Source organism: Leclercia adecarboxylata, assembly GCF_006171285.1.
GTDB classification, from domain to species: Bacteria; Pseudomonadota; Gammaproteobacteria; order Enterobacterales; family Enterobacteriaceae; genus Enterobacter; species Enterobacter barmai.
On sequence record NZ_CP040889.1, the window covers coordinates 1156265 to 1171625 of the forward strand.

A 15361-nucleotide genomic window follows, 5' to 3' on the forward strand; every position below is an offset into this window, starting at 1 on the left:
CCACTGTGAGCATGTTCTCCCATTCCGCCATTGCCAGTCTCAATAATCTGGAGATGATGGTCTACAACACCGTCATCAAAAACCGCGATCGGGTGATGTACATGACCATACGCGAACTGGCGGATGCGGCGGGGGTGTCCACCACCACCGTGCTGCGCTTTTGCCGCAAGCTGAACTGCGATGGCTACTCTGAATTCCGCGTGCGGTTTAAATTATATCTTGAGCAGAACGAACCGCAGCAGGCTAATTTTGGCGCCAGCGAGATTATCAGTTTTTTCAAGAGCGTAAATAACGACGAATTTGACGCGCTATTAAATGAAGCGGTGGAAATTATATTATCCTCCGAGCGTATTATCTTTGTCGGGGCAGGTACGTCCGGCTCGCTGGCGAAATATGGCGCGCGTTTCTTTTCCAATATTGGAAAATTCAGCAACCATATCGACGATCCTTATTTCCCGGTCACTAATGATATGGCGAAAAACGCGCTGGCTATTGTGCTCTCGGTCTCGGGCGAAACCGAAGAGATCCTGCGCTTCGCCAGCCAGTTCAGTCTGCATCACTGCAAGGTGCTCTCTATCACCAGCCACGAGCACTCGCGTCTGGCTAAATTAGCGGATTTCAATCTCTCCTGGCACGTGCCGCAAACGCGTATTGGCGGCGTGTACGATATTACCACCCAAATTCCGGTCGTTTATATTCTCGAATCGCTGGGACGTAAACTGGCGAAGAAATTAACAGAATAAAACACCCTGTTTTTTCGGTGTGACAAATTACAATTCCGGCGAATTGTTATATCGTGACTTTTTATTTCCCTTTGTTAGACTCAAAAACAATAGCAATAAATGAGATTAGCAAAGATGAAAAAACTCACCTTACCAAAAGATTTTTTATGGGGCGGCGCGGTTGCGGCGCATCAGGTTGAAGGCGGCTGGAACAAAGGCGGCAAAGGCCCGAGCATTTGCGACGTGCTGACCGGCGGCGCGCACGGCGTACCGCGTGAAATCACCCAGGAAGTGGTTGAGGGTAAATACTACCCGAATCACGAAGCCATCGACTTCCACGGTCACTATAAAGAAGACATCAAGCTGTTTGCCGAGATGGGCTTCAAGTGCTTCCGCACCTCCATCGCATGGACCCGCATCTTCCCGAAAGGTGATGAAACCCAGCCTAACGAAGAGGGGCTGAAGTTCTACGACGACATGTTCGATGAGCTGCTGAAGTACAACATCGAGCCGGTGATCACCCTCTCCCACTTCGAAATGCCGCTGCATCTGGTGCAGGAGTACGGCGGCTGGACCAACCGTAAGGTGGTGGATTTCTTCGTTAACTTCGCCGAAGTGGTGTTTGAGCGCTACAAGAGCAAGGTCAAGTACTGGATGACCTTCAACGAAATCAACAACCAGCGTAACTGGCGCGTGCCGCTGTTCGGCTACTGCTGCTCCGGCGTGGTCTATACCGAGCATCAAAACCCGGAAGAGACCATGTATCAGGTGCTGCATCACCAGTTCGTGGCCAGCGCCCTGGCGGTGAAAGCGGCTCGCCGCATCAACCCGGAGATGAAAGTCGGCTGTATGCTGGCGATGGTGGCGCTCTATCCGTTCTCCTGCAAACCAGAAGACGTGATGTTTGCTCAGGAATCAATGCGCGAGCGTTATGTCTTTACCGACGTGCAGCTGCGCGGTTACTACCCGTCCTACGTGCTGAACGAGTGGGAACGTCGCGGCTTCACCATCAATATGGAAGCGGGCGACGAGCAGATCCTGCGTGAAGGCACCTGTGATTATCTCGGCTTCAGCTATTACATGACTAACGCGGTGAAAGCCGAAGGCGGCACCGGGGATGCGATCTCCGGCTTCGAAGGCAGCGTGCCGAACCCGCACGTTAAAGCATCTGACTGGGGCTGGCAGATTGACCCGGTGGGCCTGCGTTACGCCCTGTGTGAACTGTATGAGCGCTATCAGAAGCCGCTGTTTATCGTGGAAAACGGTTTTGGTGCCTACGATAAAGTGGAAGAAGACGGCAGCATCAACGATGACTACCGTATCGACTACCTGCGCGCGCACGTGGAAGAGATGATAAAAGCGGTCACTTACGACGGCGTGGATCTGATGGGCTACACCCCGTGGGGCTGCATCGACTGCGTATCCTTCACCACCGGCCAGTACAGCAAACGCTACGGCTTTATCTATGTGAACAAGCACGACGACGGCACCGGCGACATGTCCCGTTCACGCAAGAAGAGCTTTAACTGGTACAAAGAAGTGATCGCCAGCAACGGCGAGACGCTTTAAGGTTTTGCCCGGTGGCGCTGCGCTTACCGGGCCTACGATTCAGGTAGGCCGGGTAAGGCGAAGCCGCCACCCGGCATTTATTTCCCGCCCGCTAACTCAATAAAACTCCCCGTCACGTACGAGGCTTTCTCGCTCAGCAGCCAGACAATCGCCTGCGCCACCTCTTCCGGCTGACCGCCGCGCTGCATCGGCAGCATCGACTTCACCCGATCCACGCGCCCGGGTTCACCGCCGGAGGCATGAATTTCGGTATAAATCAGCCCCGGACGTACGCAGTTCACGCGGATACCCTGCGCCGCCACTTCCAGCGACAGCCCGGTCGTGAGGGAGTCCACGGCCCCTTTCGATGCCGCATAATCCACATATTCCCCCGGCGCGCCGAGTCGCGAGGCCGCAGACGACACATTGACGATCGCCCCGCCTTTCCCGCCGTGCTTGAGCGCCATGCGTTTCACCGCTTCACGACAGCAGAGGAAATACCCGGTCACGTTGGTGGCCAGCACGCGGTTAATCCGCTCGGCGGAGAGATTTTCGATGGTGCTCTGCTCGAACAGAATACCGGCGTTGTTGACCAGGGCGGTAAGGGGCTCGCCTTCGCGGTCGAGGCTTTCGAACATGGCCATAACCTGGGCCTCGTCGCTGATGTCCGCGCGCAGGGCAAAGGCCTTGCCGCCCTCTTCGACAATCTGATTGATCACATCGGTGGCGGCTTTGATGTTGTGGTGATAATTCACCGCTACGGTGTAGCCTTCACGTGCCAGTTGAAGCGCCGTCGCTTTGCCGATCCCGCGGCTGGCGCCGGTTACTAATGCTATTGCCATCTACAACCTCCGGATAAAAAAAGCCGGGTGACGCTTGCGCTTACCCGGCCTAGAGTATGGCGGAGAGTTACTGGTATTCGCTCATCGGCACGCAGGAGCAGAACAGGTTACGGTCGCCGTAGACGTCATCAAGACGCTTCACGGTCGGCCAGTACTTGTTAGCAACGCCTGCCGGGAAGACCGCCAGCTCGCGGGAGTAACCGTGATTCCACTCAGCCACCAGCTCGTGCTGGGTGTGTGGAGCGTTCACCAGCGGGTTATCTTCCAGCGTCCATTCGCCATCCTGAACGCGATCGATCTCCATGCGGATCGCCAGCATCGCGTCGATAAAGCGGTCCAGTTCGGCTTTGCTTTCGGACTCGGTTGGTTCCACCATCAGCGTACCTGCAACAGGGAACGACATGGTCGGGGCGTGGAAGCCGTAGTCGATCAGACGTTTGGCAATGTCCAGCTCGCTGATGCCGGTCTGCTCTTTCAGCGGACGAATATCGAGAATACATTCGTGCGCCACGCGACCGTCACGGCCGGTATAGAGTATCGGATAGGCAGACTTCAGACGCGTAGCGATATAGTTGGCGTTCAGGATCGCCACCTGGCTTGCCTGCTTCAGCCCTTCTGCGCCCATCATGCGGATATACATCCAGCTGATTGGCAGAATGGACGCGCTACCGAACGGTGCCGCAGAGACCGCGCCCTGACGGGTGAGCATGCCTTCGATCTGCACCACGCTGTGACCCGGTACGAACGGTGCCAGGTGCGCTTTCACGCCGATTGGACCCATGCCCGGGCCGCCACCGCCGTGCGGGATGCAGAAGGTTTTGTGCAGGTTCAGGTGCGACACGTCCGCGCCGATAAAGCCTGGGGTGGTGATGCCCACCTGGGCGTTCATGTTGGCGCCATCGAGGTAAACCTGGCCGCCATACTGATGCACGATCTCGCACACTTCACGGATGGTCTCTTCATACACGCCGTGGGTGGACGGATAGGTGACCATGATGCAGGAGAGCTTATCGCCGGTCTGTTCCGCTTTCGCACGCAGGTCGGCCAGGTCGATGTTACCGTTCTTATCGCAGGCCACAACCACCACTTCCATCCCTGCCATCTGGGCCGATGCCGGGTTGGTGCCGTGGGCAGAACTTGGGATCAGGCAGATATCGCGATGGCCTTCGTTGCGGCTCTCGTGGTAGTGGCGGATGGCCAGCAGGCCCGCGTATTCACCCTGTGCGCCGGAGTTTGGCTGCATGCAGAGTGCGTCATAGCCGGTCAGTTTTACCAGCCAGTCTGAGAGCTGGTTGATCATCTGATGATAACCTTCCGCCTGTTCAGCCGGGCAGAACGGGTGCAGCTCAGCGAATTCCGGCCAGGTGATGGGGATCATCTCGGCGGCGGCGTTCAGCTTCATGGTGCAGGACCCCAGCGGGATCATCGCCTGGTTCAGGGCCAGATCTTTACGCTCCAGGGAGTGCATATAGCGCATCATCTCGGTTTCGCTATGGTAGCGGTTAAAGACCGGATGGGTCAGGATCGCATCGTCACGCAGCATGCTCTGCTGGATGGAGCGGCTGTCGTGCGCCACCTCTTTATCAAGCGCGTCCACATTCAGGCCGTGGTCGTCACCCAGCAGGACGTTGAACAGCACCTGCACATCGTCACGGGTGGTGGTTTCATCCAGGGTGATGCTGACCGCATTCAGGATGTCGCTGCGCAGGTTGATCTCAGCTGCTTCAGCGCGTGCCAGCACGGTCGCTTTGTCGGCCACTTCAACGCACAGGGTGTCGAAGAAGTGCGCATGACGCAGTTTTTGACCTTTCTGCTGCAGGCCGCAGGCCAGAATATCGGCCAGGCGATGAATACGGCCGGCGATACGCTTCAGGCCAGCCGGGCCATGATAGACGGCATACAGGCTGGCGATGTTGGCCAGCAGTACCTGAGAGGTACAGATATTGGAGTTCGCTTTCTCACGGCGGATGTGCTGCTCGCGAGTCTGCATCGCCATGCGCAGGGCGGTGTTACCGGCCGCATCTTTCGATACGCCGATAATACGACCTGGCATGGAGCGCTTGAATTCATCTTTTGCGGCGAAGAAGGCCGCGTGTGGACCGCCGTAACCCATCGGCACGCCGAAGCGCTGCGCAGAGCCGAAGACGATGTCCGCACCCTGTTTACCCGGGGCGGTTAACAGCACCAGCGCCATGAAATCGGCCGCCACGCTGACGACAACTTTGCGCGCTTTCAGCCCGGCAATCAGCGTACTGTAGTCATGCACTTCACCGGTGGTGCCAACCTGCTGCAACAGCACGCCGAACACATCCTGGTGATCCAGCACTTTATCGGCATCATCAACAATCACCTCAAAGCCAAACGTCTCTGCACGGGTACGCACCACGTCCAGGGTTTGCGGGTGAACGTCGGCCGCGACGAAGAAGCGGTTTGCGCCTTTCAGCTTGCTGACGCGTTTTGCCATGGCCATGGCTTCTGCAGCGGCGGTGGCTTCATCCAGCAGCGAAGCCGAGGCGATGTCGAGACCGGTCAGATCCAGCGTGACCTGCTGGAAATTGAGCAGCGCTTCCAGACGCCCCTGAGACACTTCCGGCTGATAAGGGGTATAGGCTGTGTACCAGCCCGGGTTTTCCAGCATGTTACGCAGGATCACCGGCGGTAACTGCACGTTGGTGTAGCCCATGCCAATGTAAGACTTAAAGCGCTTGTTCAGGCTGGCAATGCCTTTCAGTTCCGCCAGCGCGGCGTATTCAGTGGTCGATTCCCCCACCTGCGGCGGCGTGGCGAGCTGAATATCCTTTGGCACAATCTGGCCGATCAAGGCGTTGAGCGAATCCGCGCCAACCGTCTTCAGCATCTCCTGCTGTTGCTGAGCATCCGGCCCAATGTGACGTTCAATGAAGGCGCCACGGTTTTCAAGCTGGCTTAAAGTCTGTGTCATGAGCGATGGTTCCTGAAACGTGCAGTGAATCGTAGTTGTCTGTAACTCTGTTACCCGGTGGCGCTAACGCTTACCGGGCCTACGTTGTCTCGCCTCTCCCTGAATGGGAGAGGGAGAAAACGCTTATTCGTCTTCTAACAGTGCTTCATAGGCTGTTGCATCCAGCAGGGCGGCAACTTCCGCTTCGTCGCTGGCTTTGATTTTGAAGATCCAGCCTTCGCCGTAAGGCTCGCTGTTGACCAGCTCCGGTGAGTCGCTCAGCGCGTCGTTAACCGCCACGATTTCGCCGCCGACCGGAGCATAGATGTCAGATGCCGCTTTTACGGACTCGGCTACCGCGCAGTCGTCGCCTGCGGTGACGGTCGCGCCCACTTCCGGCAGATCCACAAAGACCATGTCACCTAACAGCTCCTGAGCATGTTCGGTGATCCCAACGGTATAAGTGCCGTCGGCTTCTTTGCGCAGCCACTCATGTTCTTTGCTGTATTTCAGTTCTGCTGGCACATTGCTCATTGAATTTCTCCTGATAAAAATAATTAGGCGACCGGTTTACCGGCGCGAACAAAAATCGGTTTGGTCACGCGGACCGGCATTTCGCGGTTGCGGATCTGCACCACGGCAGTCTCGCCAATGCCCGCCGGAACACGCGCCAGAGCAATACTGTAACCCAGCGTCGGAGAGAAGGTGCCGCTGGTGATAATGCCTTCGCAGTGGTTGCCGTTCGCATCGGTGAAACGTACCGGCAGCTCGCCGCGCAGGACGCCTTTTTCGGTCATCACCAGGCCAACCAGCTGTTCGGTGCCCTTCTCGCGCTGCATTTCCAGCGCTTCACGGCCGATAAAGTCGCGATCGGCAGGTTCCCAGGCGATGGTCCAGCCCATGTTGGCCGCCAGCGGAGAGACGCCTTCGTCCATCTCCTGACCGTATAAATTCATACCGGCTTCCAGACGCAGCGTATCGCGCGCGCCGAGCCCCGCCGGTTTAACGCCCGCTTCCACCAGCGCACGCCAGAAATCGGCCGCTTTTTCGTTCGGCATCGCAATTTCATAGCCCGCTTCACCGGTGTAGCCGGTGGTCGCCACAAACAGATCGCCCGTCTGCACGCCAAAGAACGGCTTCATGCCTTCGGTGGCTTGACGCTGCTCATCGCTGAACAGGGAGGCCGCTTTTGCCTGCGCATTTGGACCCTGCACCGCGATCAGCGACAGATCGTCACGCACGGTGATGTCGATGGCGTAGGGTTCTGCGTGTTGGGTGATCCAGGAGAGGTCTTTTTCGCGGGTGGCGGAGTTGACAACGAGGCGGAAGAAATCATCAGAGAGGTAATAGACAATCAGGTCGTCAATCACGCCGCCGGAGGCATTCAGCATGCCGGAGTAGAGCGCTTTACCCGGCTTCGTGAGCTTAGCCACGTCGTTTGCCAGCAGATAGCGTAAAAACTCCCGGGTGCGGCTGCCGTGGAGATCGACAATGGTCATGTGAGAGACGTCGAACATACCGGCATCGGTGCGCACCGCATGATGCTCATCAATCTGCGAACCATAATGCAGCGGCATCATCCAGCCATGGAAATCGACCATGCGTGCACCGCACAGGGTGTGTTGTTCGTACAAAGGCGTCTGTTGAGCCATCTTATCCTCGTTGAATGAGCAGGGCTGTCTTGCGTTTCAAGGTGAAAAAATCACCACAAAACCCGGCATCGGCATCGCTCCCGGACGCCGACGCAAACGTTCTCTTTCCTCTGAACTTACCACCGAAAAGGGTGGTTAACCATAAGGTAAAATGGGTCATCACATTAGCTTATGGTCAAAAAAGCCAACAAAGCGTACAGAGTTATTCACTATAAAGATGCGAAACGCCCCGCACAAAAGCAAAGTCAACAGCCTGGAGTTGAGCACAGGATGATATTTACTGCGGAAAAACGCGCGGAATTTCCGTAACATAAAAACAGCCAGATTAGATAATCTAATGCGAAAAAGTCAGTGAAATTAGATTATTTCAAACGAGGGGAATTTCCCGGCCCACAGGCCGGGAGAAGAAAGTGTGATGGGGGTCTGGTTTACTGAAGCCAGTCCGGCAGATCGTTAAGCCCCATCGCCTGACGCAGAAGTTGAGGTTTAACGCCTGGAAGGGTATCAGCCAGTTTCAGGCCGAGGTCGCGCAGCAGTTTTTTCGCCGGGTTCGCCCCGGCAAACAGTTCGCGGAACCCCTGCATACCTGCCAGCATCATTGCCGCGCTGTGTTTGCGGCTGCGCTCGTAGCGACGCAGATAAAGGTGCTGACCAATATCCTTGCCTTCGCGATGCAGTCGGCGCAGTTCGTCCACCAGTTCGGCGGCATCCATAAAGCCCAGGTTTACGCCCTGCCCGGCCAGCGGATGAATGGTATGCGCCGCGTCGCCCACCAGCGCCAGACGATGCGCGGCAAACTGGCGCGCATAGCGGCCGGTCAACGGAAATACCTGACGCTCGCTTTCGACGGAGCACAGCCCCAGCCGGTTATCAAACGCCACGCACAAAGCCTGATTGAACTCCTCGGCTGACGCCTCCTGCATCTGCTGGGCCTTCTCGGGCGCCAGCGACCAGACGATCGAACAGAGATGCGGATCGCTGAGCGGCAGGAAGGCCAGAATGCCGTCATTGTGGAAGATCTGCCGGGCCACGGCCTGATGCGGCTCCGCCGTGCGAATAGTGGCGACCAGGGCATGGTGACGATAGTCCCAGTACGTTAGCGGAATGTCGGCTTTATTTCGCAGCCAGGAGTTTGCGCCATCGGCCCCCACCACCAGGCGAGCGGTGAGCATGTCTCCGCTTTGCAGGGTAATAAAGGCGTCGTTTTCACCCCAGGCGACCTGCTGCAGCGCAGCAGGCGCAATCAGCGTAACATCGCTGCACTGCTGCGCTTTCTGCCACAGAGCATGGTGGATGACCGCATTTTCAATGATATGCCCGAGATGGCTGTAGCCCATGCTCTCGTCATCAAACGCGATATGCCCGAAGCTGTCTTTATCCCACACTTCCATCCCGTGATAACAGCTGGCGCGTTGGGCGATAATCTCCGACCAGACGCCGACGCGGGTCAGCAGCTTTTCACTGGCGGCGTTGATCGTCGAGACGCGTAGCTCAGGCGGCGCGTCGGGAGCGACAGGCTGCGGCTGCTTCTGCTCCAGCACCGCCACGCGCAGACCGCTGCCCTGCAAGCCGCAGGCCAGCGCCAGTCCTACCATTCCGCCACCGACAATGGCGACATCAACATTCTGCACTTTGTTTACTCCTTAGCGAGCGACCCAACCAAGCGTCCTCTGTGCCAGCACATCTCGTGCCGGAATGAATAGTTCCATCGCCATCAACCCTGCGTTACGGCCCGCCACCAGCGGTGCCCAGCGATTGGCAAACAGATGCACCAGCCCATCGGTTACGCCGATGGTGGCCTCTTTATCGGCCTGGCGTCGTTTCTGGTAATGGCATAAGACCGGGTAGGCACCGCAATCCTGCTGTTGCGCAAACGCCTGGGCCAGCGTTTCGGCCAGGGTCATGACATCGCGCAGTCCGAGATTAAAGCCCTGCCCGGCGATGGGGTGTAACGTCTGGGCCGCATTGCCCACCAGCGCGACGCGATGGGAGACAGACTGCGACGCCGTGGTTAACGCCAGGGGATAAAACGCCCGCTTGCCGGCATGGGTGATACGTCCCAGCCGCCAGCCAAAGGCTTTTTGCAGTTCGGTACAGAAGCGTTCATCAGACCAGCTCTGCACCTCATCCGCACTCTCCAGGGGATGGCACCAGACCAGCGAACTGCGCCCCTGGGACATCGGCAGCATGGCCAGCGGGCCGTGCTGAGTAAAACGTTCAAAGGCGCGCCCCCGGTGCGGCTCGGCGGTGGCGACGTTAGCAATCACCGCCAACTGATGGTAAGGCTGCTGTTGCCACTGGATCCCACACTGCTGGCCGAGTGCCGAACGGGAACCGTCGGCGGCCACCAGCAGCTGTCCGTCCAGCGTCGTGCCGTCATCCAGGGTGACGCTCACCGCGTCTTCGCTGCGGGTAAAGCGCTCCACGCGCGCGGGGCAGTGCAGAGTTACGCCTGGGGCCTCTTTTAACAGACGGAACAGGCGCAGGCCCACGTCGTGCAGCTCAACCACCTGCCCCAGCGCATCAATACGGTAATCCTGCGCCTCAAGGGTAACAAACCCGGCATGGCCCCGGTCGCTGACATGAACGGTTTCGATGGCCGTGGCGCAATCGGCAATGGCCTGCCAGATGCCGCTGCGTGCCAGCTGCTGGCAGGTGCCCTGCGCCAGGGCGATAGCGCGTCCGTCAAATCCCGGATGACCGGTCGACTGTGGCGCAACGGCCTCTACCAGATGAACCGGAAGTTTGCCCTGGGTCAGGGAGGAGATCGCCAGCGCAAGCGTAGCTCCCGTCATGCCTCCGCCAACGATGATGATGCTCATGGGCGCGCCGCCGCCATCAGCGCCTCAATCTCGTCGGCGTTTTTCACCACCGAAGCGGTCAGGTTCTCGTTGCCGGTTTCGGTGATGACAATGTCATCTTCGATACGAATGCCGATCCCGCGATACTCCGCAGGCACATCGGCATCCGGGGCGATATAGAGTCCCGGCTCAACGGTGAGCACCATGCCCGGCTCCAGCACGCGGGAACGTTCCGGGCCGTAGACACCCACATCATGCACATCCAGCCCCAGCCAGTGGCTCAGGCCATGCATAAAGAAGGGACGGTGCGCGTTTTCGGTAATCAGCTGTTCGACATCGCCGTGCAGAATACCCAGCTCCACCAGGCCACTAATCATGATGCGCACCACTTCGCCGGTGACTTCCTGAATGGAGGTACCGGGGCGGAACAGCATCAGGGCGGTGTCCAGCGAGTGCAGGACGATGTCGTAAATGGCGCGTTGGGCGGGTGTGAATTTGCCGTTCACCGGGAAGGTGCGGGTGATATCCCCGGCATAGCCTTTATATTCGCAACCGGCATCAATCAGCACCAGATCGCCATCGCGCAGTTCGGACTCGTTTTCGGTGTAGTGCAGAATGCAGCCATTTTCCCCGCCGCCAACAATAGTGTTGTAGGCCGGGTAGCGCGCGCCGTGGCGGGTGAATTCATGATGAATTTCGCCTTCGAGCTGATATTCAAACATCCCCGGACGGCATTTTTGCATCGCCCGGGTATGGGCCAGCGCGCTGATTTCACCTGCACGACGCATCACGTCCAGCTCTTCCGCCGATTTAAACAGGCGCAGCTCGTGCACAGCAGGACGCCAGTCGGTGAGCGTTGCCGGGGCTTTCAGGTTTTGCCGGGAGCCTTTGCGCAGCTTATCCAGCGCGGCAAAAACGATCTCATCGGCCCAGGCGTATTCACCCTGCGCGTGATAGACCACATCCAGACCATTCAGCAGTTGGTAAAGCTGCTCGTTGATCTCGCTGAACGCCAGCGCACGATCCACGCCCAGCTTTTCGGGCGCAGCCTGCTGGCCTAAGCGGCGACCAAACCAGATCTCGGCGGTCAGATCCCGGACGCGGTTAAACAGCACGCTGTGGTTGTGGGTGTCATCACTTTTAATCAGCACCAGTACCGACTCCGGCTCGTTGAAGCCGGTGAAGTACCAGAAATCACTGCTCTGGCGGTACGGATATTCGCTATCGTTACTGCGCGTGGCCTCCGGTGCGGCAAATATCAGCGCGGCGCTTCCCGGCTGCATTGTGGCCAGCAGCGCCTGCCGACGGCGCAGATACTCTTGCTGAGTCATGACACCCTCCAGTCGTTGTTATTAGTGTAAGGTTGGTTTGCGCACTTCCGGCGCAGTCGGTTGGGTCCGCGTAAAGGTATCGTGGCAGAGCAGCGACGCAACGCGCACATACTCAATGATCTCTTCGAGGGACATCTCCAGTTCTTCCTGGTCTTCGTCCTCGTCGTATCCCAGCTGCGCAATGTTGCGCAGATCGTCGATAGCTTCTCCGGCTTCGCCCGTCACCTTCTCAAGCTTAGGCTGCGTTACGCCCAACCCCAACAGGTAGTGGTTGACCCATCCGGCCAGCGCATCGGCGCGATCGAACACGCTGACGTCATCGCCATCAGGCAGATAAAGCTGAAAAAGGAAGCCGTCATCTTCCAGCGCATCGCTAATTGCGCCATGCATGCTGCGCAACGCCTGGGCCAGATCGTGACCAAACGCCAGACCTTCGTTCGTCAGGTCGTGAACCAGCGGCAGCCATGAGCTGTCGCTGTTTCCACCACACAGCATCCCGCTGATCAGACCGTGCATTTCAGCCGGGGTTAAACCTACGCCCTGCTGGTTCAGTAACTGGCTAAGGTCGTTGTAGCCAGGCATTTCGTTCTGTATAGACATGCGCATTCGTCATCATTGGGAGGAATATTCATGGTATGCTACCACTTTGGACCCTGGTGAACCAGAATAGGGCTTGTATCTGCGCACCAGGGTAGCTATAGTGTCGCCCCTTCGCAGCCCCCGGAATCGGGTGTGAAGGCAGCGCAGTCAAACAGCAGGAAGGTGGCATGTCTGCACAACCCGTCGATATCCAAATTTTTGGCCGTTCGCTGCGAGTGAATTGTCCGCCTGAACAAAGGGATGCTTTGAATCAGGCTGCGGATGATTTGAATCAGCGGTTGCAAGATTTAAAAGAACGCACTAGAGTCACAAATACTGAGCAGCTGGTCTTCATCGCCGCGTTGAACATCAGTTATGAGCTGACTCAGGAAAAAGCGAAGACCCGCGAATACGCGGCGAGCATGGAACAACGTATTAAAATGCTCCAGCAGACCATTGAACAGGCATTGCTTGATCAGGGTCGCATTACAGACAGACCGGGGCAAAACTTTGAATAACACTTCATGGTCTACTATGGTAGAGTGACCCTGAAGGAAAAATTTCTCTGAGATGTTCGCATGCGGGCCAGTCCCCTGAGCCGATATTTCATACCACAAGAATGTGGCGCTCCATGGTTGGTGAGCATGCTCGGTTCGTCCGAGAAGCCTTAAAACTATGACGACACATTCACCTTGAACCAAGGGTTCAAGGGTTACAGCCTGCGGCGGCATCTCGGAGATTCCCTCACCTTTCTACCCAGCGACTACCATGACGCAACTTCCTGAAGTTACCTCTTCCCGTCAGCACATTCGTCAGTTTATCCGTCAGCAGCGCAGAGCCTTAACGCCTGAACAACAAGCCCATTTCGCGCAACAAGCCGCGGCCCGCATGATGGCGTATCCGCCCGTGGTGATGGCGCACACGGTGGCCCTGTTTCTCTCCTTTGACGGCGAACTGGATACCCAACCACTGATCGATGAACTCTGGCGCACCGGGAAAAAGGTCTATCTGCCGGTACTCCACCCTTTCAGCCCGGGTAATCTGCTGTTTCTTCACTACCATCCGCACAGCGAACTGGTGGTAAATCGTCTCAAAATCACCGAACCGAAACTGGACGTGCGCGACGTATTGCCGCTGGATCGGCTCGACGTGCTGGTGACGCCGCTAGTGGCGTTTGATGAAAGCGGTCAGCGCTTAGGGATGGGCGGAGGTTTTTACGATCGTACCCTGCAGAACTGGCAGCAGTACGGCTTACAGCCCGTGGGCTATGCCCATGATTGTCAGGGCGTTGAAAAGTTACCGGTGGAGAAATGGGATATCCCGCTGCCTGCGGTGGTGACACCGTCGAAATTGTGGCTGTGGTGAAATAAAAAGCCGGGTGGCGGCTTCGCCTTACCCGGCCTACAGGGTACATTCGGATTTTGTAGGTCGGGTAAGCGAAGCGCCACCCGACAAAACAAACCGCAGATTAGTAAAGCAGACGCGCGCGAATGGTGCCCGGAATGGCTTTCATCCCCTGCAGCGCTTTCTCTGCAACGTCCTCATCCGCTTCGATATCGATAACCACATAGCCCATCTGCGCGTTAGTTTGCAGGTACTGTGCGGCAATGTTGACGCCCTGCTCGGCGAAGATCTGGTTAATGGCGGTCAGCACGCCCGGACGGTTTTCGTGGATGTGCAGCAGACGACGCCCACCGTGCAGCGGCAGCGATACTTCCGGGAAGTTGACCGCAGACAGCGTTGAACCGTTGTCGGAGTATTTGCTCAGCTTACCGGCCACTTCCAGACCGATATTCTCCTGCGCTTCCTGAGTAGAGCCACCGATGTGTGGCGTCAGGATCACGTTGTCAAACTCACACAGCGGCGAGGTGAACGGATCGCTGTTGGTCGCAGGCTCGGTCGGGAAGACGTCGATAGCCGCGCCCGCCAGGTGTTTGCGTTTAAGCGCGTCACACAGGGCCGGGATATCCACCACCGTACCGCGCGCGGCGTTGATCAGCAGTGAGCCCGGCTTCATCAGTGCCAGCTCTTCCGCACCCATCATGTTTTTGGTGGAGGCGTTTTCCGGCACGTGCAGGCTCACCACGTCGCTCATATTCAGCAGGTCGGAGAGATGCTGAACCTGAGTGGCGTTACCCAGCGGCAGTTTGCTTTCGATGTCGTAGAAGAAGACGTGCATTCCCAGCGATTCTGCCAGAATACCCAACTGCGTACCGATGTGGCCGTAACCGATGATCCCCAGCTTTTTACCACGCGCTTCGAAAGAGCCGGAGGCCAGCTTATTCCAGATGCCGCGGTGGGCTTTGGCGTTGGCTTCAGGGATGCCGCGCAGCAGCAGCAGAAGTTCGCCGATGACCAGCTCCGCCACGGAACGAGTGTTGGAGAATGGCGCGTTAAAGACCGGAATACCGCGCTTCGCAGCCGCATTAAGGTCAACCTGGTTGGTGCCGATGCAGAAGCAGCCGATCGCCACCAGTTTTTCTGCCGCCGCAATAACGTCTTCTGTCAGATGGGTACGGGAGCGCAGGCCGATGAAATGGGCATCACGGATCGACTCTTTCAGCTGTTCGGTATCCAGCGCACCTTTGTGAAATTCGATGTTGGTGTAACCCGCCGCACGAAGGCTATCCAGTGCTTTCTGATGCACCCCTTCGACCAGCAGAAATTTAATCTTGTCTTTCTCCAGTGATACCTTTGCCATTTCCCCGACCCTGTCTGATTGTCTGAACTGTTGTTGTGCTGGATTTGAATCCGCTCCAGCCAACATATCAAAAAAAACTATTGCAGCAATATGAACGTTTGCGTCGGCACTCTGAAGAAATGTCATACAGCGTCAATTGGCAGTGAAAAATGCTGCGGAGAAATGAGAAAGCGGCAGGATCGTCAGTAGAGGGTTAGAAATGTGACACAAGTCACCGAATATCGCTTTTGCAAAAAAAGTTAGCGGGGGGAGGTTCCCCCCGTCA

General features: G+C 57.3%; 13 protein-coding genes and 1 other RNA gene. 5 read left to right on the forward strand and 9 right to left on the reverse strand.

Annotated elements, in window-relative coordinates; genetic code table 11:
• Window positions 1–11 precede the first annotated feature (11 nt).
• Together FHN83_RS07265 and bglA are read left to right on the forward strand one after the other, a co-directional pair.
• A complete protein-coding gene (locus tag FHN83_RS07265) occupies window positions 12–743 on the forward strand; it encodes a MurR/RpiR family transcriptional regulator (RefSeq protein WP_039029830.1) in 732 nt (243 codons plus the stop codon).
• A 114-nt stretch (window positions 744–857) separates the two neighbouring features.
• Window positions 858–2291, forward strand: a complete 1434-nt coding sequence (gene bglA, locus FHN83_RS07270) for a 6-phospho-beta-glucosidase BglA (RefSeq protein WP_139563573.1) — start codon at window positions 858–860, stop codon at window positions 2289–2291.
• A 77-nt stretch (window positions 2292–2368) separates the two neighbouring features.
• On the opposite strand, the gene FHN83_RS07280 is transcribed toward bglA, so the two are convergent.
• The 8 genes from FHN83_RS07280 to FHN83_RS07315 all read right to left on the reverse strand — a co-directional run bounded on the left by FHN83_RS07280 (window position 2369) and on the right by FHN83_RS07315 (window position 12416).
• A complete protein-coding gene (locus FHN83_RS07280) occupies window positions 2369–3112 on the reverse strand; it encodes an SDR family oxidoreductase (RefSeq protein ID WP_039029828.1) in 744 nt (247 codons plus the stop codon).
• A 67-nt stretch (window positions 3113–3179) separates the two neighbouring features.
• The gene (gene gcvP / locus FHN83_RS07285; protein WP_139563574.1) at window positions 3180–6053 is read right to left on the reverse strand and encodes an aminomethyl-transferring glycine dehydrogenase; all 2874 of its coding nucleotides are present in this window, start codon (window positions 6051–6053) and stop codon (window positions 3180–3182) included.
• A gap of 123 nt (window positions 6054–6176) precedes the next feature.
• Window positions 6177–6566, reverse strand: a complete 390-nt coding sequence (gene gcvH / locus FHN83_RS07290; protein ID WP_039029826.1) for a glycine cleavage system protein GcvH — start codon at window positions 6564–6566, stop codon at window positions 6177–6179.
• Window positions 6567–6589: 23 nt separating this feature from the next.
• Window positions 6590–7684: a glycine cleavage system aminomethyltransferase GcvT gene (gcvT, locus tag FHN83_RS07295; protein WP_139563575.1), complete on the reverse strand. Its 1095-nt coding sequence runs from the start codon at window positions 7682–7684 to the stop codon at window positions 6590–6592.
• A gap of 428 nt (window positions 7685–8112) precedes the next feature.
• Complete coding sequence (gene ubiI, locus FHN83_RS07300) at window positions 8113–9315, reverse strand: FAD-dependent 2-octaprenylphenol hydroxylase (RefSeq protein WP_139563576.1); 1203 nt, start codon at window positions 9313–9315, stop codon at window positions 8113–8115.
• 12 nt (window positions 9316–9327) lie between these two features.
• A complete protein-coding gene (ubiH, locus tag FHN83_RS07305; protein ID WP_139563577.1) occupies window positions 9328–10506 on the reverse strand; it encodes a 2-octaprenyl-6-methoxyphenyl hydroxylase in 1179 nt (392 codons plus the stop codon).
• Window positions 10503–11816 (reverse strand): Xaa-Pro aminopeptidase, encoded by a 1314-nt coding sequence (gene pepP / locus FHN83_RS07310; RefSeq protein ID WP_139563578.1) that lies wholly within the window; start codon window positions 11814–11816, stop codon window positions 10503–10505. Before pepP ends, ubiH begins: the two co-directional genes overlap by 4 nt.
• Window positions 11817–11837: 21 nt before the next feature.
• Window positions 11838–12416 (reverse strand): YecA family protein, encoded by a 579-nt coding sequence (locus FHN83_RS07315; protein ID WP_138370500.1) that lies wholly within the window; start codon window positions 12414–12416, stop codon window positions 11838–11840.
• A gap of 167 nt (window positions 12417–12583) precedes the next feature.
• Here FHN83_RS07315 and zapA point away from each other — a divergent pair, with 167 nt between their 5' ends.
• The 3 genes from zapA to FHN83_RS07330 all read left to right on the forward strand — a co-directional run bounded on the left by zapA (window position 12584) and on the right by FHN83_RS07330 (window position 13760).
• Window positions 12584–12913, forward strand: coding sequence for a cell division protein ZapA (gene zapA / locus FHN83_RS07320; protein ID WP_039029820.1), 330 nt, complete (start codon window positions 12584–12586; stop codon window positions 12911–12913).
• A 41-nt stretch (window positions 12914–12954) separates the two neighbouring features.
• A non-coding RNA gene (gene ssrS / locus FHN83_RS07325) (6S RNA) lies at window positions 12955–13138 on the forward strand.
• Between the two features lie 25 nt (window positions 13139–13163).
• The gene (locus tag FHN83_RS07330) at window positions 13164–13760 is read left to right on the forward strand and encodes a 5-formyltetrahydrofolate cyclo-ligase (protein ID WP_139563579.1); all 597 of its coding nucleotides are present in this window, start codon (window positions 13164–13166) and stop codon (window positions 13758–13760) included.
• Between the two features lie 103 nt (window positions 13761–13863).
• On the opposite strand, the gene serA is transcribed toward FHN83_RS07330, so the two are convergent.
• Window positions 13864–15096 (reverse strand): phosphoglycerate dehydrogenase, encoded by a 1233-nt coding sequence (gene serA, locus FHN83_RS07335; protein WP_039029818.1) that lies wholly within the window; start codon window positions 15094–15096, stop codon window positions 13864–13866.
• Window positions 15097–15361: the final 265 nt, after the last annotated feature.

Bases quoted from the DNA above. Each gene is read 5' to 3' on its own strand.
- FHN83_RS07265 (WP_039029830.1), top strand. From the start codon at position 12: ATGTTCTCCCATTCCGCCATTGCCAGTCTCAATAATCTGGAGATGATG.
- bglA (WP_139563573.1), top strand. From the start codon at position 858: ATGAAAAAACTCACCTTACCAAAAGATTTTTTATGGGGCGGCGCGGTT.
- FHN83_RS07280 (WP_039029828.1), bottom strand. From the start codon at position 3,112: ATGGCAATAGCATTAGTAACCGGCGCCAGCCGCGGGATCGGCAAAGCG.
- gcvP (WP_139563574.1), bottom strand. From the start codon at position 6,053: ATGACACAGACTTTAAGCCAGCTTGAAAACCGTGGCGCCTTCATTGAA.
- gcvH (WP_039029826.1), bottom strand. From the start codon at position 6,566: ATGAGCAATGTGCCAGCAGAACTGAAATACAGCAAAGAACATGAGTGG.
- gcvT (WP_139563575.1), bottom strand. From the start codon at position 7,684: ATGGCTCAACAGACGCCTTTGTACGAACAACACACCCTGTGCGGTGCA.
- ubiH (WP_139563577.1), bottom strand. From the start codon at position 10,506: ATGAGCATCATCATCGTTGGCGGAGGCATGACGGGAGCTACGCTTGCG.
- pepP (WP_139563578.1), bottom strand. From the start codon at position 11,816: ATGACTCAGCAAGAGTATCTGCGCCGTCGGCAGGCGCTGCTGGCCACA.
- FHN83_RS07315 (WP_138370500.1), bottom strand. From the start codon at position 12,416: ATGTCTATACAGAACGAAATGCCTGGCTACAACGACCTTAGCCAGTTA.
- zapA (WP_039029820.1), top strand. From the start codon at position 12,584: ATGTCTGCACAACCCGTCGATATCCAAATTTTTGGCCGTTCGCTGCGA.
- FHN83_RS07330 (WP_139563579.1), top strand. From the start codon at position 13,164: ATGACGCAACTTCCTGAAGTTACCTCTTCCCGTCAGCACATTCGTCAG.
- serA (WP_039029818.1), bottom strand. From the start codon at position 15,096: ATGGCAAAGGTATCACTGGAGAAAGACAAGATTAAATTTCTGCTGGTC.